Source organism: Vibrio sp. D3 (assembly GCF_043995865.1).
In the GTDB taxonomy this organism is placed as follows: domain Bacteria; phylum Pseudomonadota; class Gammaproteobacteria; order Enterobacterales; family Vibrionaceae; genus Vibrio; species Vibrio diabolicus.
In genome coordinates, this window is sequence record NZ_CP171886.1 from 1,678,404 (window position 1) to 1,704,753 (window position 26,350).

The window sequence follows — 26,350 nt, forward strand, 5'->3', positions numbered from 1 at the left end:
ACCAAGCTCCGGTTTTTATCGGCAAATGACATTAAAAAAGCCCAGCGATGAGCGCTGGGCTTGAATAGATAAGAATGACGTGAGTGACTATGCAGTTTTGAACTGACCGACGATCTCTTGTAGACCTACCGCCAGCTCACTTAAATCGCGACATGCAATTGCTGTTTGGCGTGAACCTGTCGCCACTTCACTAGAGAACTGGTTGATGTGTTCCACGTTACGATGCAGCTCTTCTGTTACCGAGCTTTGCTCGCTGCAAGCACTCGCAATTTGAATGCTCATTTCAGCAATGTTATCTGCGCCTTTTTCGATTTGTTCGATGGTTGCACCGGCTTTTTGTGCTTGCTCAACGCACTCTTGAATCAAATCGCTGCTGTTATTTGTTGCTGAAACGGCACTCTTCGAACAATTTTGCAGTTTAGAGATGATCGTGATGATCTCTTCGGTTGAAGCTTGAGTGCGGCTTGCTAGCGTTCTCACTTCATCCGCTACGACGGCAAAACCACGGCCTTGTTCACCTGCGCGCGCAGCTTCAATGGCAGCGTTAAGCGCAAGCAAGTTGGTTTGTTCCGCAATGTCTTGGATAACGTCAACCACAACGCTAATGTTAGACGCATCTTGTTCCAGTTCTGTCACCATGTTGCCAACAGATTGAATCGCCAATGACGCTTCGTGGATTTGGTTAATACATTCTTGAACGACACCGCGGCCTTCTTTCGCATCGTGAGAAGCACTGTTTGCCGTTTCTGACGCTGCTTCGGTGTTGCTGGCGACTTCATTTACTGTCGCTTGCATCTCGTTCATTGCTGTTGCGATAAGGTTTAGCTGAACTTGTTGTTCATCCATGCCGGTTGAAGTCTGTTCGGAAATCGCGCTCACTTCTTCAATGGCGGTGCCTACTTGAGCTGTGGTTGACGAGATACTGTCGACCAAAGTAAGCAACTTCGCTTGCATATCAACGCAGGCATCTGCCAAGGTGCCAAGCTCATCATGGCCAATTTTGTTACGTGGAAGCTGGTAAGTTAGGTCGCCTGACGCGATTTTCGACGCCATGTTTACCACGTAATTTAGTGGTGTGCAGATCTGTTTGGTTAGGAATAGGCCTAGCGTAAAACTCAATGCCAATAGCGCGACGATAGCAATAATGCTGTAGGTGATTGCGCTGCGCACTGCTTCATGAGCGCTAGCAATATCTTCTTGTACGTAGGTTTGGTTTAGTTCCACTAAATCACGAATCGCATCGGATAATTGTGTGAATGTAGAAAATCCGTTTAACAATGTTTCATTTGCTTCGTCGATTTTATTATTCAATAGCAACTTCGCGTATTCATTGTTAAACGCACTGTATTTAACCCAGGCACTTTTTACTTTATTGAAAGCGTCTCGGTCGCGTTGATCCCACAGTCCTTTCTCATATTGGTCTAGATATTTATCAATTTTCTGTTCAGATTTTTCTAATCCGGCTACCCATTCCATGAATTGAGGGTGATTGACATTTGTTAATAAAGAGAATTCATCCTTTCTTAAAATTCCGAGTTCAATTTCGGTATTTTTTACAAGCAATACGCTAGGTACGGTGGTTTCAGAAAATACGGTAAGCTTTCCTTCTATCATCTTGATTTCAGATGTAAAGAAAACGGAGAGAGCGATAACAGATAACGAAATGATCAAAATCAGCGCACTGATTTTATACTTGATACTTAAATTAGAAAGTTTCATAGACTCACTGATAATGGGGGTTTGAAAGGCTCGGAGTCTATTACTGAGATTTGAAATATAGTGTGATTAATGTCTCAAATAAATTTATCGTGAATAAAATTAAGTCGTAATCTAAATGTTCATAATTAAAATAAATCCTTGTTATTTATAAAATTAATTTTAATTTATAAATAAATGGAAATTAATAATGTGTTTCAATTTGGTGTTTATAGGGAAATTAACTGTTACATGATTATTATTTATTTTACCCCGATTTTTGTTTTTTATTATAGCGTTTGCTAATAAAACTTAGATCTTGAACATAAAATACATTCTTCGTCTTTAATATAACACTTGAAAGTAACCGTAAGTCGAGGCTTTCGTACTCAAGGCTGACATACTGTTTAAAACGCCAAACCACTTTAACTGCAAACGGCGATGTCGTTGCGGTTTTAAATGAGCAATTGCTTCACATTTTAAGTGGCTGATTCGTAAAATGGATTGCGGTCTGCCATGACAATAGGCAAGGTGTTGAATAATACGAATCACTCATATAAGGCCATCCATGACAACAACTGGTCACGTGCATTTTTATATTGGCACTTACACCAACCCACCGAGTACGAGCACGGGCATTGTGCGTCTATCGCTGAACACTGAAACGGGTGAACTGACTCGGCTTGACGATGTTGTAGTTCAACGTAATCCGTCCTATCTCACGACCACCGAACACGGGCTGTATACGTTTAGCGAAATGGATAGAAATGAAGGTGCAGAGCTCGCGTTTTTTCGCGGTAGTGAATCCGTCTCTTTGCCGATTAATGGCGATTATCCGTGTCATTTGGATATCAAAGAACCTTTGTTGGCGGTTGCTAATTATGGCTCTGGAAATGTTAGCGTATTTCAATTGGATCGCGATGGTAAACCGCTTGGTTTATTGGCGGATTTATACGTTGATGGATGCGGGCCGAATTTAGAGCGCCAAACTTCTCCTCACGCTCATCAAGTCACGTTTTTAAAGCACAGTCATCAATTGGTTGTCGTAGACTTAGGCAGCGATAGCGTCCTTATTTATGATTACGATGCCCAGCCGGATTTTTCACTGTCGCAAGTGATTCATTTACCCGCAGGTTCGGGACCGCGTCATCTGGTGTTTAACCAACAAGAGTCGACAGCGTATGTGGTTTGCGAACTGTCAGAAACCTTGATTGTTCTGGTTAAGCACCAAGATAAATGGCTTATCTCGAATCAAACAGAATTATTAGAAGGGGAAGAGAATCAGCAAGCGGCGGCGGCGATTCGTCTTTCGCAAGATGAAACGTTTTTGTATGTCTCTTGCCGAGCTCAGAACAAAATCAGTATGTTTGATGTGTCTGGCGATACGCCAAAAAGGCGAGCAGCCATTCACTGTGAAGGGGTTTTTCCACGAGATTTTGTGTTGTCTCATGATCAAAAGTGGTTGCTGGTTGCCAATCAACATTCCAACAATGTGGTGAGCTTTTGTCGCAACCCTCAAACCGGTGAAATTACCCCAACGGGTTATTACTGTGAGATAGGCTCTCCAGTGTGTATTGTCGAACAACCTTTGTAACGATTAACGCTGAAACAACAGGAAATAGAAAAGCCTAACGGGCGGCTAGGCTTTCAGGATAAAAACAGTTAACGCCAATCTTCAACGTACAGTTAGACGTAAATTTTGCCTTTCATATACAACACACCATCACCAGATACATTGACGCAATCCTCCTTGACTTCGCAGTACAGAACGCCACCACGCGCTGATGCTTGATACGCCACTAAAGATGCTTTGCCGAGCTCTTGCGCCCAATATGGTGCTAAGCCTGCGTGGACTGATCCTGTGACAGGGTCTTCATCTCCGCCGTTTGCTGGCCAAAAGTAGCGAGATACAAAGTCGTATTGACTGCCTTTTGATGTGACGACGACATCGTAAGGGGCGAGTTGTTTCAGTTGGTCGGATCGATATTGAACATCGAAAACGGTTTGCTCATCTTCCACGATGACGAAGTAAGCTTGCGGGCTAAGCAGTACGTGTGTTACTTCGCAGTTTAATCCCTCAATTAATTGCGTAGGAACGGCGTTGACGGGGTGTGGTGCTCTTGTCGGAAATGTCATTTCAATCTTGCCAAGTGCGTTCTTAATTACGGTTAAGGTGCCCACTTTTAATGTGTGAAACTCAATACTTCCTGTAACGCCGAGTTGGTCGAACAACACCATGGAAGCGGCGAGCGTTGCGTGTCCACAAAAGTCGATTTCTGTGAGTGGCGAAAACCAGCGTACTTCATATTGATTCGTACCAATCGCTTTAACAAACGCGGTTTCAGAGAGGTTGTTTTCCGCTGCAATGTTTTGCATTCGCTCTGGTTCTAACCATTCTTGCAAGGGTACGACTGCGGCTGAGTTGCCTTTAAATTGCGTGTCTGTAAATGCGTCAACGACGTAGATATCCAGTTCCATTTTGTCTTCCTTGTTCTCTGAGCGGTTGGTTAGCATAAACCAGATGCAACTCAGAGAATAAGAAATTTATGTTTGAATCTTAAAGTATCAAAATAGACGATGGTTTTATATTCTGTGATACTTATTGATGTATCTTGGCTTGGGTTGATGAATAGACTTGAATTGAACTCATTGAAAGGAATAAACACATGAAAGCGATTCATAAGTCTGTTTTGGCCCTTAGCGTTTTGGTTATCGGCTCTGCCCATGCTTTTGAACTAACGAGCAAAGATATTCAAGAAGGTCATCCAATGGCGAAGACATTTGAATATTCAGGTTGGGGATGTGATGGTGCGAACCAGTCTCCACAACTGATGTGGAAAGACGTTCCAAAGGGTACAAAAAGTTTTGCGATTACCGCGTACGATCCTGATGCACCAACAGGCAGTGGTTTTTGGCATTGGATAGCGTTTGATATTCCAGCCTCAGTTAACGAGCTGCCTCGTGGCGTTGATATCAGTAAGCTCGGCGGTAAGGAGTCTCGTATCGATTACGGTACTACTGGTTTTGGCGGCGCATGTCCGCCAGAAAAAGATGGTATGCACCGCTACCAGTTTACCGTTTGGGCGCTGCCGAGTGATAAGTTGAACTTGGATGAGAACACGCCAGCGGCGGTTGTGGGATTTACGTTGAATAGTGTCGCATTGGACAACGCGCAGCTAACCGCGACTTACACGCGATAAACAAATACTTAAGGGGAGAAGATGGGGCATCAATATCAAGTGACGCTGTTTCGTGCGGAGCAGCAGCAAAAGCTGCGTAACGTCAGGATTCACTCCCCGAGTATTATCCAGATCATTAAAGGGAGTAAGCGTCTGTTTTGGAAAGACGAAGCGTTTGATATTCTTCATCCTAACATCATGCTTTGTGAAGCAAACGCTTCGCTGAATTTTGAAAACCTTCCTCAACAAGGGCGTTTTCTCTCACGAATGTTCAGTTTTCAGTGTGTACCTAGCGTTGAAATGTTAGAGCTGAGTATGAGTAATGCATTGGGAAATTATGTCCCAGCGGTGGAGACAGACAAAGCACTGCAAGCGACATTAAATGCCTTGTTTTCTTTTGAACGGGAAAGTTTAAGTGAAGCGACGCAACGTTATTGGATGATGGGGTTGTATCAGCAGCTAGCAGAGCGAGGACTATTGCATCGGCTTTTCTCGAGTTCCAATACCTCGTTCAGTCAGAAACTCAGCCGCTATCTGTCACGCTCTCCGGGCGATGACCACCCTTTGGAATTTGTTGCTGAGCGCTTTGCTATGAGCCGAGCAACGTTGATACGCAAACTCAAGCAAGAGGGCACTCAGTATCGCGAAGTGCTGGCAGAAGTGCGCTTAAATCACGCACTCTACCTGATGCAAAATGGTTCATACAACGTTGCGTTACTCGCGCAGTTGTGTGGCTATCAATCGGAAGGGCGTTTTAGCCAACGATTTAAAGGCAAGTTTGGTTTAACGCCCAGCGAGTACATAAAAACTGTCGTCAGTTAGTACTTAATATTGCGGTTTGGCTCGATCTTTATGTTTCCAATTTTAGCTCTGGTATTTGGTTTTCATCCGCAGCGCGATGTTAACCAAAGCAATCAGAACAGGAACCTCGATTAGCGGACCAATCACGCCAGCGAATGCTTGATCGGAATTCAGGCCAAATACAGCAATGGAAACCGCGATTGCCAGCTCGAAGTTGTTGCCCGTCGCCGTAAAAGCGATGGAAGCATTTTTATCGTAGGGGATGCCCATTCTCTTCCCGATAAAGAAGCTGGTAAAAAACATCAATACGAAGTAAATCGCTAGTGGGACTGCCACGCGGAACACATCCATTGGTAGCTGTAAAATCATCTCTCCTTTGAGGCTGAACATCAGCACGATGGTGGCGAGCAAAGCGATCAAAGTAATGGGTGAAATTCGAGGAATAAACACATCGTTGTACCACTTCTCACCCTTTGCAGCGACTAACCATTTACGACTGAGAAAACCAGCGAGGAACGGAATACCTAAGTAAATCAATACGCTTTCCGCAATGTCTCCCATGGAAATATCAACCACAAAACCTTCATAGCCAAAGAACGGTGGAAGTACGGTGATGAATAGCCAAGCCATAACGCTGTAAGTCAGAATTTGAAATGCGCTATTTAATGCCACCAAGGCCGCGCCATATTCTTTGTTGCCGCCGCCAATATCATTCCACACTAAAACCATAGCGATGCAGCGTGCAAGGCCAATCAAAATAATACCGACCATGTAACCTGGATGATCACCAAGAAAGGTTAAAGCAAGAACGAACATGAGGATTGGGCCGATGATCCAGTTCATAACGAGAGACAGCGTGATGGCTTTTTTATCTCTCGTTACCGTTCCCAATAGACCGTAGTTCACCTTGGCGAGTGGTGGGTACATCATCAAAATCAAACCAATGGCGAGTGGTACGTTCGTACTACCAACGGACATTGCTTCGTTCCATTCTGCTACTTGCGGGTAGGCTGCGCCTATCCCCACGCCGATGGCCATTGCGACAAAGATCCAAACCGTTAAGTAGCGGTCAAGAAAGCTCATTTTTTCGCTGGCACTATTTAAAACTTCAGTCGTCATAGTGATCTCTATTCGTTTATCGTCGAAAGGCGATATATAAGGTTATAGTTTATCTTTGCGCGCATGGAAAGCGCGCAATGTGTCTTAGCTAAATAAACCGGAAAATTGAGCGTTAAACGCGTTCAGTTTTTCACGTTGAATGCGGTAACAAACCTTTGGCGGGTTAGGTTCTGCACTGATAAACCCGGCCTGTTTTAGAATACGTAAGTGTTCTGATACGGTCGATTGCGCTAAACCTAACTCAGAGACTAAATCGCTATTTAAGCAGCCGCCCATAGTGTCTAAAGTGTGAAGAATATGCAGAATGCGTAAGCGAGCAGGATGAGACAGCGCTTTCGCTTGAGCGGCGAGTGCTTGCTCTTTATCCAGTTGTTTTTGTGTGGCTTCAAAAGCAATTTGGCACGTTTCGCTGCATTTGTTGCTCATGAGCAAACCTTTATAGTTAATCGTCGAATTGCGATTAAGTGTACGTGTGCTTTTTCTAAGGCGCAACTGTTGGCAGTAAAAAAGCAGAACTTAAAGATACGACGAATTGGGGGTGTGGTATCAGGAGCTAAGTTCTGCTTGGGGGTTAGGTCATGAGCAATTCTCTATATTTCCTGCTCGCTAAATTAGTATGGTGAAAAAAGGGGAGGCGAAAAAGAGAGTAGATTTCTTCGCTTTATTCCTGATAAAACCGAATTGGTGGGGTTTTCCTACAATATAGGCACGAAATGTTAGTAAAAGGGGAACAAAGTGTTTGGAAGTTTTCTTATTTTATTGCCGCCAAGTTCAGTAAAATACGCCTATTGAATGGCCTCCTAGAGTTAAGGTGCGTGCGGTGTCTGATCTCAACTTATTTCGTTATTACCAACGCTTGCTCTCTTTTGGTGTTGGTAATGAAGCAAAAACCACGCTGCAAGAAATCGCCGATTTGTTGTTTACTTCGCCTCGTCATGCGCGCAGTTTGCTGGCGCAGATGCAAGAGATAGCGTGGTTAAGTTGGCGACCAAAACCGGGACGGAACCAGCGTTCAACATTGTTGTTAAACGTTGAACTCAGCGCGCTAAAAGAAAGCCTTGCACTAGAGCGAATCAAGCTTGGTAAGTACGAGAAAGCGCTGTCGATTCTGGATGAAGATGAAGCTGCATTTGGGCGACTCCTCAAAACAACGTCGGGCGCATCGGTAAAAGAGGGGCGGCTCAATATTCAGCTAACCTACAAACGCATGTTCGAGCGTGTTGTTCCTCATCAATTGCAGCGAAGCAGTGAGCGCTTTTTGCTACGCCAAATTTATTGCTGTTTGGTATCAAGTGATTATTACGGGCGCGTAAAACCAGAGCTGGCGCACCATTGGCGATACGATGAGCAAAAATTCGAATGGACGTTTTACCTTCGCCCCGGGCTTACCTTCCATAATGGCAACCCAATCGATGCCGACACGGTGGTGAGTTTGTTCGCCAAATTAAGCTCTTTGGAATACTACGAAAAAGAGCTGGCGCATGTTGCCAACATTACGGCACTTAATCCATTGAAGGTTGTTTTTAAGCTTAACCGACCTGACTTGGGTTTTGCTGGACTTATTTCTGGCGTGAAATATGGCATTCAGCCCGTGAGTCAGGTGAACGTTGCGAACAACAAGTTGGTGGTGGGGAGTGGGCCATTTTCCGTCGTTGAGCACAGTGAAAACCGTTTGAAACTGCAAGCGTTTGATGGCTATTACGCGTGTCGAGTATTAACGGATTTGGTGACGATCTGGATAGTCAACGATGAAAAGATGGAGAACCCATCGCTTGCCGCAAATACATTGCAACCAGAACCTGATTCTGCTGATGACATGTGCAGCCACTATATGTCGACGCCAAACAGTGAAGTATCACCAGCGGGTAAACGCAGTCGAACGGAAGACGGTTGTTTGTTCGCACTGTTTAACCATCATGCAAAGCACGCTTTATCTCAGGCTCAGCGCCGATACATCAGTGAATTGATTCAACCTGAACAGCTAGTTGAAGTGATGCGTAATGAAAACATTATATTTGGGAGCATACCTGCTTATAACTTATTGCCTAACTGGAAACCGGTGTTGCGTCCATTTGGAGAAGCGGTCAAGTTGCCAAAGCTGATCACCATCGCAGGGTACAATTACACGGCACTACGCCGATGTGCACGAGCGATTTCTTCGCGTCTAAAACATGCGGGCAGCCGAGTCGAGATCGTTATGTACTCCTACCGTGAACTGAGCGAGAAAGCCAAAAACGGTACGCTTGATGAGACTCTGGTTGTCACCAATATTAACTTGGACGATAACCGTCATGCGTCTGCGTTTAGCAACTTCTTTAGCAATGCCGTGCTTTACCACACCTTAGGGGCGCAAAATGTGGCGTGGTTGGATGCTCAAATGGAAAATGTCCGCGCATTCTCACCGCTTGAAGATTACCTGAGCGCGTTAGAGCCGATTGCGTCCACATTGATTAGCGAATATTGGATTGCACCGATGTTTCACCATACTCAGACGCTACGTTTTCAAGGGGTCTTGGAAGATGTCGCACTCACAAACTGGGGATGGCCAGACATACGATCCGTTTGGTCTGCGGACTGATCAAAACCGCCTGAATGGCGGTTTTTTTGTGTCTGCAATTTGGTGAAAGCCAGTGACGTTTTTATTTTTTCTAGCCAACAAGTGTGATGCTTATCTACGTTTGAGCGCGAGTGATCAAGAAACGGCCCGAAATGAACTTTGAAATTAATCACGAATTATATCGAGTCAATAGGTCTAATGTGATCTGATTTAAATAATGTAACTTTAAGAATATTTTCGAGAAGGTGATTGTATTCAAAATTCGTCTATTGACTTGTTGCTCAAATAAAATTTGTAGATTTTTTACGTGTGGGATTTTTGAGCTCTGTCCATTTAAACAAATTGACAGGCTTTAAAGTGTGACTCGAAGCGCAAAAGTAGCTCGGTTGCGCGGTTGGGACTCTGTTATTGATAATTAACCCATCAGATGACGAACTGTTGATAGGGTTAAATATGTTGTACGAGTTAATCGACCACGAACTAGTAGATGTAATTAATGATCGCGCTTACCAATGGCAAGATGCGGTTAAAAAGACCACTCAATACCTAGAAAATAAAGGTTACGTCTCCCAGCATTATGCTGATGCAATCATCCGTTCAACGGAAGAAAACGGTCCTTACTATGTGTTATGCCCTGGATTGGCAATGCCTCATGCCCGACCTGAAACTGGTGTTTTAAAAACAGGCTTAGGCATTCATATTTTCCCATCACCTGTTGATTTTGGATCGGATCTCGGTCCGGCCAATATTCTTATTACCTTAGCTGCGAAAGACTCTGATACCCACATTGAGGTGATTCAAGCGTTGAGCGAGATGTTTGTGGATGAAGAGAACATTGCAAAACTGGCACAAGCCTCTTCCAAAGAACAAGTGCTAGACATAATAAAAGCATACTAAAAGGAACATAACGTGAAAGCAAACATGCGAGCCAATGTGCAAGCCTTCGGAGGTCATTTGACCGCCATGGTGCTGCCAAATATCGGAGCCTTTATCGCTTGGGGCTTTATTACTGCACTCTTTATTCCTACGGGCTGGATGCCAAACGAAGCCTTTGGCGAACTCGTGGGGCCAATGATCACTTACTTGCTGCCACTTTTAATTGGTTACACTGGTGGTCAGATTGTTGGTGAAAAACGCGGCGCGGTAGCGGGGGCTATCGGTACGATGGGCGTGATTGTCGGGGCTGACATACCGATGTTTGTTGGCGCAATGATCATGGGCCCACTGAGTGCTTGGGTTGTGGTGCAAGTGGATAAACGTATTCAACACCGCATCCCTTCTGGTTTTGAGATGGTGGTCAACAACTTCTCGTTGGGTATCGTCGGTATGTTGTTGTGTTTGTTCGCCTACGAGATTGTTGGCCCTTCAGTCACCGCAGCAAACTTGTTTGTGAAATCAGGCATCGAAGCGTTGGTTGCGACGGGTTTCCTGCCTCTGTTAGCGATCATTAACGAACCAGCAAAAGTGTTGTTCCTGAACAACGCCATTGACCAAGGTATTTATTACCCACTAGGCCTGCAAGCGGCCGCAGAAACGGGCAAGTCCATTTTCTTTATGGTGGCGTCTAACCCAGGCCCAGGTCTTGGTATGCTGCTGGCTTACGCAAAGTTTGGTCAGGGTTTATCTAAACGCTCTGCGCCAAGTGCCATCATCATTCACTTCTTTGGTGGCATTCATGAGCTGTACTTCCCATACGTACTCATGAAACCAATCATGATTGTGGCAATGATTGCTGGTGCGGCGACAGGCATCGCAACCTTCAACCTATTTGATGCCGGTTTGGTCGCGGGTCCAAGTCCAGGCTCTATCTTCTCTTACCTTGCTCTTACTCCGAAAGGTAGCTTCATCGCGACCATCGCAGGTGTGACAAGTGCAACGATTGTCTCTTTCTTGGTAGCAAGTGCGATTCTGAAGGTGAGCAAATCAGAAGAAAAAGAAAGCGAGTTTGAGAAGTCAGTTTCTGACATGAAAGAGATGAAAGCGGAAGGCGCAGTTAAGCCAGTTGCAGCTGCGACGACGCAAGAACTAAGCAAACCAATTTCATTCGTCGCATTCGCTTGTGATGCAGGTATGGGCTCTAGTGCAATGGGCGCTTCGACCTTCAAACGCAAGCTAGTACAAGCTGGGATAGAGATTGAAGTGAAGAACTTTGCCATCGAGAAAGTCCCGAGTGAAGCCGACATCGTCGTGACGCACGAGAGCTTAGAAAGCCGCGCAGTCAACGCGACAGGTTTACCAGTCGTAACGATCAAGAACTTCCTCAACGACCCAGCGCTTGACGAGCTGATGGACAAGATTAAGCAACAAGCGGTCGCGACTGAGCAACCAGCCTAACAATGCAGTTTGGGGCGGCAGGTATCGCCCCATTTAGGAGATAAATCATGGTACAAACAACGGCAGCGGTTATCTGTGGTGAGAAAAACGTTCAACTAAGAACTTTTGATTTGCCAAGCATTTCAGCCGATGAACTTCTGGTTAAAAACATTTCAAACAGCATTTGTCTATCCACTTACAAAGCAGCATTGTTAGGTAGCAAACACAAACGCGTTCCTGAAAACATTGACGAAGTGCCAGTGATGACAGGTCATGAATACGCAGGTGTGATTGTTGAAGTCGGTGAGAATCTAAAAGACCGATTCAAAGCTGGCGATTACTTTGTTCTGCAACCTGCCATGGGCTTGCCAACAGGCTACTCGGCGGGCTACAGCTATGAGACATTTGGCGGCAACGCGACGTATTCCATTATTCCTAAAATCGCTATCGACCTAGGCTGCGTGCTGCCTTACCACGGCGATTACTTTGCTGATGCGTCGCTAGCTGAGCCAATGTCTTGCATTATCGGTGCGTACCATGCGAGCTACCACACCACGCAATACGTGTACGAGCACGATATGGGCATTAAAGAAGGTGGTGCGTTAGCGCTTTTGGCGTGTGCTGGCCCAATGGGCATTGGTGCGATTGACTATGCGATCAACGGCCCTGTAAAGCCAAAACTGATCGTGGTGACGGACATCGACGCCGCGCGTTTAGACCGAGCTGAAAGCCTCATTCCCGTTGCAAAAGCCAAAGAGCAGGGCGTAGAACTGCACTACGTGAATACCGCTAAAATCGACGATCCGGTCGCGTATCTCAAAGCACTCAACGGTGGCAATGGTTATGACGATGTAATGGTCTACGCGGCTGTTGCTCAAGTGCTAGAACAAGCCGATGAGCTACTTGGCAATGATGGCTGCCTCAACTTCTTTGCTGGCCCAACGGATAAGAATTTCAAAGTGCCGTTTAACTTCTACAACGTGCATTACGAATCAACCCATATTGTAGGTACGTCCGGTGGTTCAAAGGGTGACATGGTGGAATCTATTGAGCTTTCCTCACAAGGCAAGATCAACCCATCTTTCATGATAACCCATGTTGGTGGCTTACAAGCTGCACCCCATACGATTCTGAATCAGTTGGATATTCCGGGCGGTAAGAAGTTGATTTACCCACATATTGACCTGCCATTGACCGCGATTGATGACTTTTTATCGCTGGCAGATCAAGACCCGTTCTTTGCGGAACTCGATGCGATTTTGTGCGCGAACAACTATGTGTGGAACGCGCATGCAGAAAAAGCGTTACTTGAGTTTTATGACGTGAGCTTAACGGTTTAGTTGCAACGAATTTGTGTGGTAGCCTTTGCGCTGCCACATAATGGAGAGGTCATAATACGTTGTCACGTGAAGATGAATTACTGGAGAAACTGGACGAGTGCGAAAATGCCACTGCGTATCTTCAGGTTTCTAACAAAATAATTAACCTCAAGTTAAAAGCATTACTTCCGAGCGTGTTCGTCCAAGACGATCTAGTGAAGGAGTATGCTGTGGATCCTCTATTGAAAGAAGATGGTCCGTTGGTGACGACCGATGTGGTATCGAAGCTGATGTTTGCGATGGGCAAAATCTCTTTGGAAACTTACGCCGATATCGGATTGTACGATCAGGTCTTGGAGTACGCGATTAGCCAACCGGAGAAAGTAGAATTTGCGGATGACGTGATTTACGACTTCATCAAAAACCAAGCGGTACTCTCTTCTCAGCAAGACAGCTTTTATCTTGAGTCGATCAATCAGCTTAAGTTCTCTTCGTTTGAGTCCTTTTCGCAAATGAGATACGAATCTCTCATCAAAACAGTGTTGAAGCTGTCATGTGAAATGTTGATAGAAAGAATCGAAGGGGAGATCAATCAATAAGGGTTCACCATGAAAGTGAATTTAAACGTCAGTGGTTTTGAAACCGAAGCTACCTTTCCTGATGCCGACGTAAAGCGAATCCATCAACCTCTTATCGAAAAATTTACCCGTCTTTATCATGAGAAGCAGGAACGCATTGTGGTGTTCTTGTGTGCCCCTCCGGGTAGCGGCAAGTCGACACTCGCTGCGTTCTGGGAATACCTCTCTGAACAAGATGAAAGCCAAGAGCCTTTACAAGTTCTGCCGTTTGATGGTTTCCACTATCCAAATGAGATCCTCGACAACAATACGATTGAACGAGATGGCGAGCTCGTGCCTCTGCGCAGTATTAAGGGATCCTATCAAACATTTAATCTGACGGAGCTTATCGACAAGCTGAAACAGCTTAAAGTGAAAGACAGCAAATGGCCTTACTACGATCGCAACTTACATGATCCTGTGGATGATGCCATTCAGGTTAAACGCAATATTGTCGTCGTCGAGGGCAACTGGCTGCTGTTAGATGAACCAGTATGGAAAGAATTGCATCGCTTGGCCGATTTTACCGTCTTTGTAGATACACAGCCTGAGTTTCTACAAGAGCGTTTAGTCAATCGTAAGATTCGTGGTGGTACAGAGCCAGAAGCTGCATTGGAGTTTTATTTGAACTCAGATGCCGTAAATGTAGATAAGGTTTTAAATCACTCGATTCCAGCGGATCTCACGCTGTTTCTGAATCAAAACGGTTCGTTCGAAATTCGATAATTCGTCCACAACTTAGGAGGTCACCATGGATATCGTCGTTGATAGCCACACCCATACTATTGCCAGTGGACATGCTTACAGCACCATTTTAGAGAACGCATTGGCAGCGAAGAATAAGGGGCTAAAACTTCTTTGTACCACCGATCATGCTCCCGAAATGCCAGGAGCCCCTCACTACTGGCATTTCAATAATCAAAGAATTTTGCCCCGCTTTTTACACGATGTAGGTATTCTCCGTGGTGTCGAAGCCAACACGCTGAATGTGAAAGGGGAGATAGACTTACCATCGTCTTCTGACCAACATCTTGACTGGGTGATTGCGAGTTTCCATGAACCCGTATTCAAGCCCGCAACCGAAGCTGAGCATACTGCCGCTCTAATAAATGCGATTAAAAGCGGCAGAGTGGATGTTCTTGGTCACTTAGGTAACCCAAATTACCCATTCGATATGGAACAGGTGCTGCGCTGCGCGAAAGAGCACAATGTTGCGGTTGAAGTTAACAATACATCTTTGACAGGCAAAAGCCGTAAGGGCAGTGATTCCCGTTGTGATCGCATTGTTGAGCTGGGCAAAGAGATTGGCGTTTACTTCAGTACCGGATCTGATGCGCACTTCTGTGAAGAGATCTCTAAGTTAGATTTGGCGATTGCTTTGCTGGAAAAACACGGTGTGGAAGAAGAGAAGATACTCACTACGTCGACGAGCCGATTCTTGAACTTCTTATTGCTGAGAGGTAAGGCGAGGATTTCAGAGTTTAAGGATTTTTACTAAGTAAAATCCCAAACACATTAAACGAAGTATTTTCTTATACAGCCCTAAAACCCGCTAAGCTGCGGGTTTTATTCGTTTTGGGGAGGCGTAGAACACACAACGCGACTGTCATATAAAGCGTGAAAAGAAGAATCAATGAAAAAGGGAATGAAGGCCATAATTCGAGAATATTATAGGCCGAGCGGGAATTTTATTGCTCTTAATCAGTCATAAGGTTATGAGCCGCTTTTTGTGTTCCGCTGTTCAATAACGAGCGATAACAGGCGAACAAGTAGGGACTGAGCTTCAGGAGATAGTAAGCGTGCAACGGCCATTAGATCATCCGCTGTTACATGTTGAACGTCTCTTATATCCAATGCGATGTCGAGATCGGTCAAATGCAGAGAGCGCAGTATGGAGCGATATTGGGAAAGTTTCAGGTCGGATTCTCCACGCTCTATCCGTTGATACGTTTTCACACTCATCCCTGCGATGTTTGCCATTTGTTCACGGGAGAGGCCACTCGCTTTTCTTCTCGCAATCAGTGCTTCAATAATAGGGTCGACCTGCATGTGCTCTCCTGAAAGGACAGTTTTGACCTAAATAAAGCAAGAAGTGGACCAGTTTAACCATCTCATATTTACCTGTTTTGCAATCAGTATAAGAATAGCTATCTAATAAAAATGTACATATTTTAGTCAGTTATAAACTCAATGGAAAAGTATCAATCATACAAATCAATCGAGACAAAATCTTCAATTCGCAAAATGCAACGCATTTTAGATCAATTATTTAGCGAGCTTAATGAGCAGCATCGTGTCACTAAAGAAAATGTTGTCGCTCTGACTCGACAGTCTCAACAGAGGTTGATGAACTACAAAGAGCTTTATCTTCATAAAGAATCGATAGGTGAGGTAGAGTTGCAGATTGCGTATGAAAATATGAGTGTGACTGAGAAGCAGGTCGCGGATATGGGCGTTTCAGCATTAACTTATATCATCGGAGCGTTAGATAAAGCGTATTAATAGAATGGGCAAGCTAGCTTAGACTTAGGCAGTTTGGATAACACCAAAACGAAAGGATGCAAATGCTGGGGAACCACACCCAGCATTCGGACACTCATTTACCTATAGTTTCGAACCGTAAATCAGTGTTTAGAGGTATGTGAACCGAACAGTGTCGGTACGCAGCGAATAATAGCGATATTGTCCGATCTAGGCTACGCCCCTGGAATCTAACACCTTTACTTGAACTGTAAATTAATTTGTACACCCATCCAAAATTGAGCGGTTGAGCACGTTCTTACTCTCATTAGGCGATAAAAGACTGATTAGTGATGAAAATAACAACACATCTTAGGTGAATGAGGAGAGTTGTTAAAATATATCGCTATAAGATTGACCTTTTGCTTTTCAATCGTCCTGCTTATGCCTTACAATCTTTTCGAACCAAATCCATTCATAACGAATGGCGTTGATGAATTAAGATGAACAATTTTGCTTCGAACCCAAAGTTGTGCGCATTTCATCAACGATGACATCGCCCAAAACGACTCTCAAGTGTTCATGTGCAATTGAATTAACCACCTTTTGCTGCATGCTTTCTTAGCCATACAGGGCTCTTGTAACATAGAGTTCTTGTAACCAAATTTTGGCTGAGTAGAACGTTTTGTTGAGTGTGCTTTGAATGTAGCACAACTGGCGATAAATAAACGGATTGAATTTAGAGGTATTAACCGTGAACCTAAAACTTGTCGGCAGCTCCCTGATCGTTGCAGGTACTGCTCTTGGCGCTGGTATGCTTGCTATACCAATGGTGCTTGCTCAATTTGGCCTCCTTTGGGGCACTCTTCTTATGTTATTCATCTGGGCTGGGACGACTTACGCTGCGCTGCTCCTTCTTGAGGCCAGTTGCAAAGTAGGCGGTGGCGTGAGCATGAATGCAATTGCTCGCGAAACGCTAGGTAAAGGTGGCCAGTTGGTAACCAACAGCTTGCTTTACGCCCTGTTAGTTTGTCTATTGATGGCTTATATCATTGGTGCGGGTGATCTCGTACAAAAAGTAACAGCCTCAATTGGGCTGCCAACATCTACGATCGCAAGCCAAGTCGGTTTTACTCTTTTAGTCGGTATCATTGTTTCGGCAGGCACAGGGGTTGTAGATAAGCTTAATCGCGGTTTGTTCCTAGGCATGATCGTGGCGTTGATCCTGACACTTTTTGCGCTTGCACCAAGCGTCTCGTTTGAGGGACTTGATGAAGTCGTGAGTGACGATAAGATGGCGCTAATTAAGACAAGCTCGGTGCTTTTCACCAGTTTCGGTTTTATGGTCGTGATCCCATCGCTTGTAACTTACAACAAAGAGGCGAGCAAAACACAACTGCGTAATATGATTATCGTGGGTTCAACTATTCCGCTTGTTTGTTACCTATTATGGTTGTTAGCAGTTGTCGGTAACCTACCACCTCATGAGCTTGTTCAATACTCCAATGTAACAGAGTTAATCTCGGTATTAGGTCAGCAATACGAAGGTTTGGAGTTTATCCTATCCATGTTCACTGGGTTAGCACTGCTAACGTCGTTCTTAGGTGTGGCAATGGCGCTATACGATCAAAATGCAGACCTACTGAAAGCAAGCAAGCCGGTGATTTTTGTTACCACGTTTGTGCTACCACTACTAGGTGCTGTATTTGCGCCAGAACACTTCTTGGCTATTCTTAGCTACGCGGGGATTATTCTTGTGTTTCTCGCGGTCTTTGTCCCATTATCAATGACAATGAAAGTGCGTCGAGTACCAGTAGAAGATGACAATATTTATGAAGCTGGTGGCGGCGTAATGGGAATGAGCATGATCTTCCTGTTCGGCTGTTTCTTGCTGTTTGCCCAAGCAGTATAAAATCACGCTAGCTGATTTAAAAACTGAGCCGCTCGTTGTATAACGGGCGGCTTTTTTGTATTCATAGCCGAATCCAGGCCACTCAAAGTCATCAGCATTTGTGATGTTTGACGTTTCTCTGATAATCACGATAAGCTTTGACCTTGTAGTAAAACTCCTTAGCGAAAGGCTGACATGTACAGTGATTCACCCTTCTATTATATCGATGTTGATATGAATAAGAGGCTCTGTTGTGTCAAAGCAATTATCTTTTGCCATGGTTGGCGTTATATTGTCTTTAGGTGTGTTCAGTACAGAAGTGATGGCTGACCCGAAACATAGGCATGGTCATCGATATGATCACCATCATGAGCATCACCATCATCATAAACGCAAGCACAAGCACAAGCACAAGCATAAACATAAGTATAAACATCGTGACGTTATTTATGTGGAGTCTCGACGACCAAGACGCAGTTACTACTACCACGACCGAATTCCTCGTAATAGTACCTACATAAAGATTGGAGATTTCACCTATTTAAAAGTGGATGATCGTTATTATCGTCGCTCCAATGACCGCTATATCCATGTTGAATTCAACTAGAGTGGGAAAGGCAGCATAGCAAGCGTGATAACAGTTTTGAGCCGAGTGGCAACAACACTAAAAACTAGGCGTTCTAAGTCTAGATACCACTGCGATAGAGGTCTAAAAACAAAAACAGCGAGCATTGGCTCGCTGTTTTTGTTTAGGTGAAGACTAGACTGTAAATCGGTTTAATATTTGATCTTGTTTATGTACATCTTCTTGCTGTGCCTGCATAGCATCGTTAGTTCGATTTGCAGATTCGGCGACTTGAGTCGATAGGTCTTTAATATTCACCGTATTGTTGTTGATCTCTTCCGCAACTAAGCTTTGTTCTTCCGCCGCTGAGGCGATTTGTAAGTTCATATCAGAAATACGCTGAATCGCATCACGAATACGTTGTAGCGCGTTGTTTGCCAAGTCTGCTTTTTCTACGGCTTCTACAGCGCTACCCTTGCTTTGATGCATAGCATTTGCCACAGATGATGCGCCAGATTGCAGCTGCTCAATCATAGTACGAATTTCTGTTGTTGATTCTTGAGTTCGTTGCGCCAGTGTTCGAACTTCATCAGCAACGACGGCGAAGCCTCGGCCAGATTCTCCCGCACGTGCAGCCTCAATCGCGGCATTCAACGCGAGTAAGTTCGTTTGGTCCGCAATATCGTTGATGACTTTTAGAATCGTTTCGATGTTGGCGGTTGCCGATTCAAGCACTTGCACTTCTTCGACAGCAAGGTCAATGCTATCGGAAAGCATGTTGATCGTTTGTGTCGATTCACCGACCACAGAAGAGCCCTCAACCGTTGCTTGATCAGCTTCTTTGGCTGCACTTGCTGCGCCTTGCGCATTATTGGCAACTTCAGTCGCGGTAACAGACATTTCGTGCATCGCGGTGGCTAATTGTTCTAGCTCTTGTAGCTGAGTTTGAATAGCACCAGCCGAATCTTTTGCACCCTCAGCGGTGATTTGAGTGCCATTCAAAATTTGATCAGAAATACTCTTCGACTCAATAATTTGCTGTTGCAAGTTTTCCATGAACGTATTGAAGTTTGTAGCAAGCTCTGAGAATTCTTGGTCAGTATCAGTTTCAAGGCGCTGTGTAAGATCGCCTTTCCCTGACGCAACATCTTTAATCGCGTTGTTTAAAGTGTCCAGCGGACGCATGAGCGTGCGAATGAGTAGAGTCAGTGCAATAACAGAAGCAATCACGGCAATGATTGAATAAATAATAGCGCTGTTGCGAAGCTCTCCTACGGCAGAGTAGGCGATAGCTTCATCAATAACTGAACCCACGTACCAGTTCTCGCCCGGGATGTGAGTCAAGTTAATCATATAACGATCGCCATCGATCTCAATGTGTTGCGTTGATTGTGTAAGATCGACCTGTGGTAGGTAGCTACCAACTTTTTCACCGTTGTATTTGCTTTGAGGGTGAGCAATGGTTGTTCCATCAGCGGTGACCAAAAATAAGTAACCAGCGCCAAACAGATTCACTTGGTTGACGAGGTCTGAAAGGGTAGTGAGCTCGAGGTCATAAAACATACCAGCTAAGAACTGGCCGTTTTCTTTTACTGGTGTGCCAACAGAGATGATGACGTTTTTTGAAGACGCATCGACGTATGGGTCTGTTACGACCAAATCGCCTTTGTTTTTAGCTGCGATGAACCAAGGACGTTGACGCGGATCGTAGTCTGGTCCTGCTTCCCAGCCGTCGTCATTTTCAATCACGAAGCCATTGCTTTCATAACCAAAGCCAATCGCAAGAAAGCTGGCTTTTGGTGTTGGTCGCTCAAGAATGTTCTGAACGTAGTTGTGTGAACTTGGATTAAGTTCGATAACTTCAGTAATAGAAAGAGCGAGATCCTTTTTAGCATTCATTTCTGATTGCACGGTATTGCCAACACTGGTCAATATCTCGTTCACACTCGAGTCAATGTGCTCCTGCGTTTGGGAGCGGATCGTCATAACTTGTTGCGTCGACAGTAGTGACACGGTAATTAGCAGCAAAAATGACGAGGCTGTGACAACCTTATGTCTAAATTTCATGAGCTTTCCTCTGATTCTCCCGGTTGGCTTCACTATGCTTTCACCTCTTTTTAAACGGGCGAATTCGGCATCAAGAGAAACCTATTGTGTTTGGTTATCTTTTTTATCGACATCTTTGTCAAAAACATGAGTCTATTTGTTGTCTTTTTTAACCAAATTTAAACAAAACGGTAAGTTACGACAAAAACCGTGAGTTTGATCAGATTTGTGCGCTCTGTTAATGAAAGCGTCATAATGAAAAGAATTGCGTAAAGCATAGTGTTTCAGGTTGGCGTTATTGGTGAGATGAGAGCGACTTAACTGTCGTGAAAGGGGGCGTGATTGGAGCTGTTCGTTGTAAGTTATGAGCGTTTGCTAATTAAGTGATCTGAATAGAGCTGTAGATAGAGTTTTAGACATAAAAAAGGCCCCGACAATGCGGAGCCTTTGTTGATTGATGCTTTGATTTTAGAAAATCAGATGAGCAACACCAGCAATCACAGGTAATGTGATTAGCGTACGCAGAATGAAAATAACGAACAGTTCTACAATGTTTACTGGAATTTTGCTGCCTAGTAGTAGGGCGCCAACTTCTGACATGTAGATAAGCTGAGTTACTGACATTGCTGCAATAACAAAACGTGTCATTTCATTATCAATTGATGCCGCTAAAATTGCCGGGATAAACATATCCGCAAAGCCAACAACGATAGTCTGTGATGCGGCGACAGCTTCTGGAATTTGCAGTAGCTCTAGGTATGGAATGAATGGCTGACCTAGAATTTCAAATACAGGAGTGTACTCTGCAATCACTAATGCCACGGTACCCAGGCCCATAACCACAGGCAGTACACCAAACACCATGTCGATTGCGTTATGTACGCCTTCTTTAAATACAGACTGGACAGATGTTACCTGACCCGCGCGCTTAAGTGCTAGATCCATACCCCATGAGAATGTGGTGTGGCCTTCTGGTACGGCGTCAGCATCTTTATCTGGGTTGCTGCCATCAATGTAACGATCTTTCTTCAGGCTTAGCGGCGGTAAGCGAGGAATGATAACCGCAGCGACAATACCTGCTAAACAGATTGCGCCGTAGAAAGGTAGGAACAGATGCTCTAACTGTACCTGAGCGATAACCACTAAGCTAAACGTGATCGATACTGCTGAGAACGTTGTCCCGACAACAGCGGCTTCACGCTGAGTATAGAACTTATTTTCGTACTGTTTGCTGGTTAGCAAGATACCAACACTGCCGTCGCCTAACCAAGACGCCATACAGTCAATTGCGCTACGTCCAGGCAGGTTGAATACCGGGCGCATTATTTTACTCAGTAATGCGCCAAACAGCTCAAGAAGACCAAAGTTCAGAAGAAGCGGAAGGAGTAGGCCCGCAAAAATGAACACCGCAAACAAAGTTGGTAGAAGACCGGTAAGAACAAGGCCACCTGTGTTTTCTTCCCAAATCGCTTTTGGGCCCACTTGGAAGAATGTCATTAATACGGCTGCACCGCCGATTAAGCGAACAACAAGCCAAAGTGGCGATGGATTGAAAAGACCGTTTAAAAATCCATTACGTAAAATCGCTGCAGGCTTGAAAATTTTGCAAAGAACAGAAGCGACTGCCATGAAAGCGATGATACTGGTGACGATAGCGATCAAGGTATCGCCTAATACTGCCGGGATGACTTTTGCCATAACCGCAACAGGGATAGTTAGGCCGCCATCGTATGAGATCGGAGCCATAAAGAGTAGAAGACCGATTAGGGAAGGGATGAAAAACATCCAAAAGTTGCCCTTAGGAGCTTCAGTAGCATTAGTGGTGTTATGCATAGTTGTCTCGTGTTACTACTAGTCAATACTTGCCATTTCCATGACATAAATATTCACTAAACATCCGTATTTAATCACAGTTTTGCGGAGGGTACCCGCAAACTGCATCCATTGCAATACTATTCATTAAATACATCTAGTTATTCAGCCGATTTGTCGGGTAATTGGTCAAATAACGTATAAGTGTATACGAATATGTTGCTTGTGTTAGAAAATTGTAGCACGGAGCGCGGGCAGCGCAGAGAATTATGGGGCGCATTGTGACTGGAATAATAAAACGGTAAACAAATGTGACTTTGATCTAACTAACTTTTTGCCGGGAGCCCTGTTAGCCCTAGCTGTTATAAGGTTTTTTAGCTGCGTTACAACACGATAAAACGTTTATTATGATGTGCAGTGGTGAGAGAGTTGATCTACAACCGATTGAAGCATTCGGCCTCAATCGGTTCGAGATTTTATGCTTTTTGTTGGCGACTAAGCATGTAAAGGTAACTCCAGTAGATCAGAGCCGTAGCGAAAGCCAATATTGCAGGGAAAACGAGCGTATATAATCCATACACCACGAATAGTGCGGCTCCTGCGACACCGCCCAGCAAGAATCCGAAGAAAATGAATAGGAATAGCTTTGCTTTACGTCGATCAAATTGACGACCTCTTAAGCTTTCTCCAATCATAATCCCCAGATCGGTGATGATCCCAGTCATATGTGTGGTTCTGACTACTGCGCCGCTGAATGTAGTGATCATTGCGTTTTGTAATCCACATGCTGCTGACGCTAGATATTGGCCGTACAAATCCCCTTGCACCAAAAAGCCCAAACTGAGTAGGAGCAAGCTCCCTTCTATGCACAGTGCAACACCATATCTTCGCCCTAGTTTTAACGCACTGCTCTCAATAAAAAAGCCGCTAAAGGCAGCACCGATCAAAAAGCTAAATACGATGAAGAGCAGGTGAATGGAGCTATCCACACCTGTTAGCAAGCTGTTCCCTAGCTGAGTTACGGTTCCCGAAAGATGTGTTATCGCTTGATGTTGAAAGCCGAGAAGACCAACGGCATTGACGCAGCCCGCGAGAAGGGCAAGTAGAAACGCGCCATATTCCACCCAACGAGGAAGTCTGGAAATCACAATAAAACCCCACCAAATGTTAGGAGCCGATTATAACGCTCACACCGCGTTACGAAACCCCTTACAGTAAAACTCGGTTGATCATTCTCAAAAAAATCTCATTTATAGAGCTTTTGTGTTGACCGTGATAACGACATAGAGGGGGATTTCCCCTACCTGATGTGTTCCATTGTACATTCGAAACTCACCCATCCATGTTTCCTCTGCTCATAGATTGAAACCGTTGGTTGGTGGAACTCTTTATCAGTAAAAAGACCGACGGGAATGATCATGATTTCAGGAAATGTAGAGACCAATAAGCGCATTGTCGTGCCGCAAGAAGGGCAAAACTCATACTGAACCTCGCTGCCATCATCCCCCATTCGGGTATAGCAGGTGACTTCACCGTTTAAGGTTACGTGCTCTTTATCAAAGCGAGCCTGTACCCCAAACACACTGCCTGTCCGCTTTTGGCATTCAAAACAATGGCAGACAGATGTACGGATGGGTTCTCCCTTACAACGGATCTCAACTAAACCGCAGGCGCATTCGCATGTATGAATGGTTGTTGTCATCGTGATTACCTATTCTTCCCAATACACCAATGAATTTGGAACACTGAGAGCAGTGTCAGTGGCCAGTTATGAAATCTGGGCTTGAAAATCATTTGGATACAGTCAGTTTAGTTTAATTTTGAAACACTTGAAGGGATGAAATCATTTGGGTATACAATGCTATACTCGCTTTTCATTTATACCTTTAAACAAGGAAGTCTTCATGGCTCACAAAAGAATCCTGCCGATACCACTTATTCTTCTTATTCCGATCGTATTATTGGTCGTGGTTGTGATCGCGGGTGTTTATCGCTTTAGTTTGTCTGATGAAGAGATCATGGCTAAGTTCCCTCAAACGGAAGCAGAAACCAATGTTATTGTGCAAGAGACGCTGGGAATTACTTCACGCAACCCATGGACGATTCAAGTACCAGAGCAGGGAGCGGTCACTTTTCTTGATGAGTGGGATAAAGAAAACGGCTATTTGATAGGCGATTATGATGCAGGTGCGACAAAAGGTCAGGTACTCGTTCCAACTGCGTTTATTAGTCAGCGTGAGATTGAGAGTGTTTCATGGATTGCTGCACCGATGATTGTAACGACACAAGGTAGCGGTTCGTTTAACTATGTTGGCTTGTTTAAGTTTGACCCCGTGCCGAGCCGAGTTGTCCTTTTAGACAGTATTTTTGTCGGTGACCGCGTTAAATTTACCCAAATTACATGGGAAAGTGATGCCATTATCGCGCTTTCATATTTAGCGCATGGTGACGATCAAGCAATGGCAGATACGCCAAATCAATTAAATTCATCCACATTAAAGCGTGTAGGGAATAACTTACATATGCAACAGTGATGAATTTTTTTTGAGTTCTGTAAAAATTCAGTGTTTTCTGCGCTAGATCTCGAAATTTCATAGTGATTTTTTATACGGGAATGCATAAGCTATGAGCCTTGTTTGAAAGGAGATAGTAATTCCCGTGTCTACAAATGAAATTACAAGACGGTTGCCGAATCTGACAAGTCGTAGAGCGCTGCTGTTATACTCCTTGCCAGTTTTAGTTGCGATTGGTGTTTCTCACTCTCTCAAAGAGTCATCTTTAACCAAAACCATCGCATTGAACCTGCCTGAATCTCAGGTCGTTGAAAAAATTCTTGATGCGACAACTGCCGAAGTTGTCACTCCCCCGAACTTCGAATATCAAATCCAAGCTGGTGACAACCTAAGCACTATTTTTAGCCAGCTCGGTTTCGGTTACAGCTCGTTAATGAAAGTAATGGAAACGGATTTGAACTACCTTGCACTTGATACACTAAAGCCGGGCAATACGCTCCGTTTTTGGCGTGATGATGCGACAGGCGAGTTAGAGAAAATGGAACTGCAATTTTCTATTGCAGATAAAGTGGTCTACCAACTAAATAGTGATGGTAGCTATGACTTTACCGATATCTCGATTCCTGGCGTGTGGAGCCAAGAACCATTGGTTGGTGTTATTCAAGGCAGTTTCTCTTCTTCTGCAAGTCGACTAGGTCTAACGTCGGCAGAAGTGAGTCAAGTTGTGAGCTTACTCAAAGAGCAGCTCAACTTTGGGCGTGATCTTCGTGCAGGTGATCGATTTGAAGTCGTTCGTCGTTCGCAAAGCATCAATGGTGTACCAACAGGTAAGAACGAAATTGAGGCGATTAAGATCTACAATCGCGGACGTGAAATCACGGCTTACCTTCATACCGATGGTCAATTCTACAATGCTAAAGGTGAAAGCTTACAGCGCGCATTCCAGCGTTATCCTGTAAGTAGCCGTTGGCGTATCAGTTCTGGCTTCAATCCTAATCGTTTACATCCAGTAACGGGGCGTGTTGCACCGCACAACGGTACTGACTTTGCCGTGCCAACCGGTACACCAGTCGTTTCTACTGGTGACGGTACAGTAATCATGACTCGTAAACACCCTTATGCGGGTAACTACGTGGTTGTTGAGCACGGCAGCAAATACAAAACCCGTTACTTACACCTAAGTAAGATCCTGGTTAAGAAAGGGCAAAAGGTTTCTCGAGGCCAGCGTATCGGTCTTTCCGGTAAAACAGGTCGAGTGACAGGGCCACACCTTCACTATGAATTGATTGAATACGGCCGTCCAGTTAACGCTATGCGAGCAAACATCCCTATGGCGAGCTCTGTTCCTAAGAAAGAGATGGCAACCTTTGTCGCGAACAGAGATGAAATGGATAAGCTATTACGCGATAAAGAGAAAGCAGTGCTGTAACAAAGTACTTCGCTCAAAAAATAAAAAGAGACTA

24 protein-coding genes are annotated in these 26,350 nt (G+C 44.6%); 15 read left to right on the forward strand and 9 right to left on the reverse strand.

The window, feature by feature from the left end; translation table 11 throughout:
* Window positions 1–87: 87 nt before the first annotated feature.
* Window positions 88–1,719 (reverse strand): methyl-accepting chemotaxis protein, encoded by a 1,632-nt coding sequence (locus ACHFJ9_RS07325; protein ID WP_024703328.1) that lies wholly within the window; start codon window positions 1,717–1,719, stop codon window positions 88–90.
* 544 nt (window positions 1,720–2,263) lie between these two features.
* On the opposite strand from ACHFJ9_RS07325, the gene ACHFJ9_RS07330 reads away from it, so the two are divergent.
* Window positions 2,264–3,289 (forward strand): lactonase family protein, encoded by a 1,026-nt coding sequence (locus ACHFJ9_RS07330; protein ID WP_395354501.1) that lies wholly within the window; start codon window positions 2,264–2,266, stop codon window positions 3,287–3,289.
* Window positions 3,290–3,381: 92 nt separating this feature from the next.
* Here the strand turns inward: ACHFJ9_RS07330 and ACHFJ9_RS07335 are convergent, their stop codons facing one another.
* Complete coding sequence (locus ACHFJ9_RS07335; protein WP_074189896.1) at window positions 3,382–4,173, reverse strand: PhzF family phenazine biosynthesis protein; 792 nt, start codon at window positions 4,171–4,173, stop codon at window positions 3,382–3,384.
* 188 nt (window positions 4,174–4,361) lie between these two features.
* On the opposite strand from ACHFJ9_RS07335, the gene ACHFJ9_RS07340 reads away from it, so the two are divergent.
* Together ACHFJ9_RS07340 and ACHFJ9_RS07345 are read left to right on the forward strand one after the other, a co-directional pair.
* Window positions 4,362–4,895, forward strand: coding sequence for a YbhB/YbcL family Raf kinase inhibitor-like protein (locus ACHFJ9_RS07340; protein WP_025557905.1), 534 nt, complete (start codon window positions 4,362–4,364; stop codon window positions 4,893–4,895).
* A gap of 21 nt (window positions 4,896–4,916) precedes the next feature.
* On the forward strand, window positions 4,917–5,696 hold the full coding sequence (locus tag ACHFJ9_RS07345; protein WP_395354504.1) for a helix-turn-helix transcriptional regulator: 780 nt from the start codon (window positions 4,917–4,919) through the stop codon (window positions 5,694–5,696).
* A 42-nt stretch (window positions 5,697–5,738) separates the two neighbouring features.
* On the opposite strand, the gene arsB is transcribed toward ACHFJ9_RS07345, so the two are convergent.
* Together arsB and ACHFJ9_RS07355 are read right to left on the reverse strand one after the other, a co-directional pair.
* The gene (gene arsB / locus ACHFJ9_RS07350) at window positions 5,739–6,794 is read right to left on the reverse strand and encodes an ACR3 family arsenite efflux transporter (protein WP_114322869.1); all 1,056 of its coding nucleotides are present in this window, start codon (window positions 6,792–6,794) and stop codon (window positions 5,739–5,741) included.
* Between the two features lie 84 nt (window positions 6,795–6,878).
* Window positions 6,879–7,220: an ArsR/SmtB family transcription factor gene (locus ACHFJ9_RS07355; RefSeq protein ID WP_006742094.1), complete on the reverse strand. Its 342-nt coding sequence runs from the start codon at window positions 7,218–7,220 to the stop codon at window positions 6,879–6,881.
* Between the two features lie 394 nt (window positions 7,221–7,614).
* Here ACHFJ9_RS07355 and ACHFJ9_RS07360 point away from each other — a divergent pair, with 394 nt between their 5' ends.
* The 7 genes from ACHFJ9_RS07360 (at window position 7,615) to ACHFJ9_RS07390 (ending at window position 15,098) form a co-directional block, all read left to right on the forward strand.
* Window positions 7,615–9,372 carry an SgrR family transcriptional regulator gene (locus tag ACHFJ9_RS07360; RefSeq protein WP_395354507.1) on the forward strand — a complete coding sequence of 586 codons (1,758 nt, stop codon included), beginning with the start codon at window positions 7,615–7,617 and terminating at the stop codon, window positions 9,370–9,372.
* Between the two features lie 432 nt (window positions 9,373–9,804).
* Window positions 9,805–10,248, forward strand: coding sequence for a PTS sugar transporter subunit IIA (locus ACHFJ9_RS07365; protein WP_005391226.1), 444 nt, complete (start codon window positions 9,805–9,807; stop codon window positions 10,246–10,248).
* A gap of 12 nt (window positions 10,249–10,260) precedes the next feature.
* Window positions 10,261–11,685, forward strand: coding sequence for a PTS mannitol transporter subunit IICB (locus ACHFJ9_RS07370; RefSeq protein WP_081442488.1), 1,425 nt, complete (start codon window positions 10,261–10,263; stop codon window positions 11,683–11,685).
* A 47-nt stretch (window positions 11,686–11,732) separates the two neighbouring features.
* A complete protein-coding gene (locus ACHFJ9_RS07375; RefSeq protein ID WP_065645762.1) occupies window positions 11,733–13,004 on the forward strand; it encodes a zinc-binding dehydrogenase in 1,272 nt (423 codons plus the stop codon).
* Window positions 13,005–13,063: 59 nt separating this feature from the next.
* Window positions 13,064–13,582: an MltR family transcriptional regulator gene (locus ACHFJ9_RS07380; protein ID WP_065645763.1), complete on the forward strand. Its 519-nt coding sequence runs from the start codon at window positions 13,064–13,066 to the stop codon at window positions 13,580–13,582.
* A 9-nt stretch (window positions 13,583–13,591) separates the two neighbouring features.
* A complete protein-coding gene (locus tag ACHFJ9_RS07385; protein WP_065645764.1) occupies window positions 13,592–14,326 on the forward strand; it encodes a nucleoside/nucleotide kinase family protein in 735 nt (244 codons plus the stop codon).
* Between the two features lie 25 nt (window positions 14,327–14,351).
* A complete protein-coding gene (locus ACHFJ9_RS07390) occupies window positions 14,352–15,098 on the forward strand; it encodes a phosphatase (protein WP_065645765.1) in 747 nt (248 codons plus the stop codon).
* 215 nt (window positions 15,099–15,313) lie between these two features.
* Here ACHFJ9_RS07390 and ACHFJ9_RS07395 read toward each other — a convergent pair whose 3' ends face one another.
* The gene (locus ACHFJ9_RS07395; RefSeq protein WP_005391220.1) at window positions 15,314–15,649 is read right to left on the reverse strand and encodes a helix-turn-helix domain-containing protein; all 336 of its coding nucleotides are present in this window, start codon (window positions 15,647–15,649) and stop codon (window positions 15,314–15,316) included.
* 141 nt (window positions 15,650–15,790) lie between these two features.
* On the opposite strand from ACHFJ9_RS07395, the gene ACHFJ9_RS07400 reads away from it, so the two are divergent.
* The 3 genes from ACHFJ9_RS07400 to ACHFJ9_RS07410 all read left to right on the forward strand — a co-directional run bounded on the left by ACHFJ9_RS07400 (window position 15,791) and on the right by ACHFJ9_RS07410 (window position 18,558).
* The gene (locus ACHFJ9_RS07400; protein ID WP_006742087.1) at window positions 15,791–16,102 is read left to right on the forward strand and encodes a hypothetical protein; all 312 of its coding nucleotides are present in this window, start codon (window positions 15,791–15,793) and stop codon (window positions 16,100–16,102) included.
* A 712-nt stretch (window positions 16,103–16,814) separates the two neighbouring features.
* The gene (locus ACHFJ9_RS07405; RefSeq protein ID WP_005391218.1) at window positions 16,815–17,972 is read left to right on the forward strand and encodes an amino acid permease; all 1,158 of its coding nucleotides are present in this window, start codon (window positions 16,815–16,817) and stop codon (window positions 17,970–17,972) included.
* A 232-nt stretch (window positions 17,973–18,204) separates the two neighbouring features.
* The gene (locus ACHFJ9_RS07410; protein WP_237309001.1) at window positions 18,205–18,558 is read left to right on the forward strand and encodes a hypothetical protein; all 354 of its coding nucleotides are present in this window, start codon (window positions 18,205–18,207) and stop codon (window positions 18,556–18,558) included.
* Between the two features lie 153 nt (window positions 18,559–18,711).
* Here ACHFJ9_RS07410 and ACHFJ9_RS07415 read toward each other — a convergent pair whose 3' ends face one another.
* The 4 genes from ACHFJ9_RS07415 to ACHFJ9_RS07430 form a co-directional block, all read right to left on the reverse strand.
* Window positions 18,712–20,583: a methyl-accepting chemotaxis protein gene (locus tag ACHFJ9_RS07415; protein ID WP_395354513.1), complete on the reverse strand. Its 1,872-nt coding sequence runs from the start codon at window positions 20,581–20,583 to the stop codon at window positions 18,712–18,714.
* Between the two features lie 447 nt (window positions 20,584–21,030).
* A complete protein-coding gene (locus ACHFJ9_RS07420) occupies window positions 21,031–22,395 on the reverse strand; it encodes a YjiH family protein (protein ID WP_041853121.1) in 1,365 nt (454 codons plus the stop codon).
* 455 nt (window positions 22,396–22,850) lie between these two features.
* Complete coding sequence (locus ACHFJ9_RS07425) at window positions 22,851–23,522, reverse strand: YoaK family protein (RefSeq protein WP_006742080.1); 672 nt, start codon at window positions 23,520–23,522, stop codon at window positions 22,851–22,853.
* Between the two features lie 152 nt (window positions 23,523–23,674).
* Window positions 23,675–24,076: a GFA family protein gene (locus ACHFJ9_RS07430; RefSeq protein WP_080955925.1), complete on the reverse strand. Its 402-nt coding sequence runs from the start codon at window positions 24,074–24,076 to the stop codon at window positions 23,675–23,677.
* Between the two features lie 202 nt (window positions 24,077–24,278).
* Between ACHFJ9_RS07430 and ACHFJ9_RS07435 the strand changes: the two genes are divergently transcribed.
* Window positions 24,279–24,908 (forward strand): hypothetical protein, encoded by a 630-nt coding sequence (locus ACHFJ9_RS07435; protein ID WP_150917873.1) that lies wholly within the window; start codon window positions 24,279–24,281, stop codon window positions 24,906–24,908.
* 124 nt (window positions 24,909–25,032) lie between these two features.
* Window positions 25,033–26,316 carry a peptidoglycan DD-metalloendopeptidase family protein gene (locus ACHFJ9_RS07440; RefSeq protein ID WP_031780190.1) on the forward strand — a complete coding sequence of 428 codons (1,284 nt, stop codon included), beginning with the start codon at window positions 25,033–25,035 and terminating at the stop codon, window positions 26,314–26,316.
* Window positions 26,317–26,350 lie beyond the last annotated feature (34 nt).

What these genes read in the sequence shown, in the direction of transcription:
- ACHFJ9_RS07325 (WP_024703328.1), bottom strand. Translation starts at nt 1,719, where the DNA reads ATGAAACTTTCTAATTTAAGTATCAAGTATAAAATCAGTGCGCTGATT.
- ACHFJ9_RS07330 (WP_395354501.1), top strand. Translation starts at nt 2,264, where the DNA reads ATGACAACAACTGGTCACGTGCATTTTTATATTGGCACTTACACCAAC.
- ACHFJ9_RS07335 (WP_074189896.1), bottom strand. Translation starts at nt 4,173, where the DNA reads ATGGAACTGGATATCTACGTCGTTGACGCATTTACAGACACGCAATTT.
- ACHFJ9_RS07340 (WP_025557905.1), top strand. Translation starts at nt 4,362, where the DNA reads ATGAAAGCGATTCATAAGTCTGTTTTGGCCCTTAGCGTTTTGGTTATC.
- ACHFJ9_RS07345 (WP_395354504.1), top strand. Translation starts at nt 4,917, where the DNA reads ATGGGGCATCAATATCAAGTGACGCTGTTTCGTGCGGAGCAGCAGCAA.
- arsB (WP_114322869.1), bottom strand. Translation starts at nt 6,794, where the DNA reads ATGACGACTGAAGTTTTAAATAGTGCCAGCGAAAAAATGAGCTTTCTT.
- ACHFJ9_RS07355 (WP_006742094.1), bottom strand. Translation starts at nt 7,220, where the DNA reads ATGAGCAACAAATGCAGCGAAACGTGCCAAATTGCTTTTGAAGCCACA.
- ACHFJ9_RS07365 (WP_005391226.1), top strand. Translation starts at nt 9,805, where the DNA reads ATGTTGTACGAGTTAATCGACCACGAACTAGTAGATGTAATTAATGAT.
- ACHFJ9_RS07375 (WP_065645762.1), top strand. Translation starts at nt 11,733, where the DNA reads ATGGTACAAACAACGGCAGCGGTTATCTGTGGTGAGAAAAACGTTCAA.
- ACHFJ9_RS07385 (WP_065645764.1), top strand. Translation starts at nt 13,592, where the DNA reads ATGAAAGTGAATTTAAACGTCAGTGGTTTTGAAACCGAAGCTACCTTT.
- ACHFJ9_RS07390 (WP_065645765.1), top strand. Translation starts at nt 14,352, where the DNA reads ATGGATATCGTCGTTGATAGCCACACCCATACTATTGCCAGTGGACAT.
- ACHFJ9_RS07395 (WP_005391220.1), bottom strand. Translation starts at nt 15,649, where the DNA reads ATGCAGGTCGACCCTATTATTGAAGCACTGATTGCGAGAAGAAAAGCG.
- ACHFJ9_RS07400 (WP_006742087.1), top strand. Translation starts at nt 15,791, where the DNA reads ATGGAAAAGTATCAATCATACAAATCAATCGAGACAAAATCTTCAATT.
- ACHFJ9_RS07415 (WP_395354513.1), bottom strand. Translation starts at nt 20,583, where the DNA reads ATGAAATTTAGACATAAGGTTGTCACAGCCTCGTCATTTTTGCTGCTA.
- ACHFJ9_RS07420 (WP_041853121.1), bottom strand. Translation starts at nt 22,395, where the DNA reads ATGCATAACACCACTAATGCTACTGAAGCTCCTAAGGGCAACTTTTGG.
- ACHFJ9_RS07430 (WP_080955925.1), bottom strand. Translation starts at nt 24,076, where the DNA reads ATGACAACAACCATTCATACATGCGAATGCGCCTGCGGTTTAGTTGAG.
- ACHFJ9_RS07435 (WP_150917873.1), top strand. Translation starts at nt 24,279, where the DNA reads ATGGCTCACAAAAGAATCCTGCCGATACCACTTATTCTTCTTATTCCG.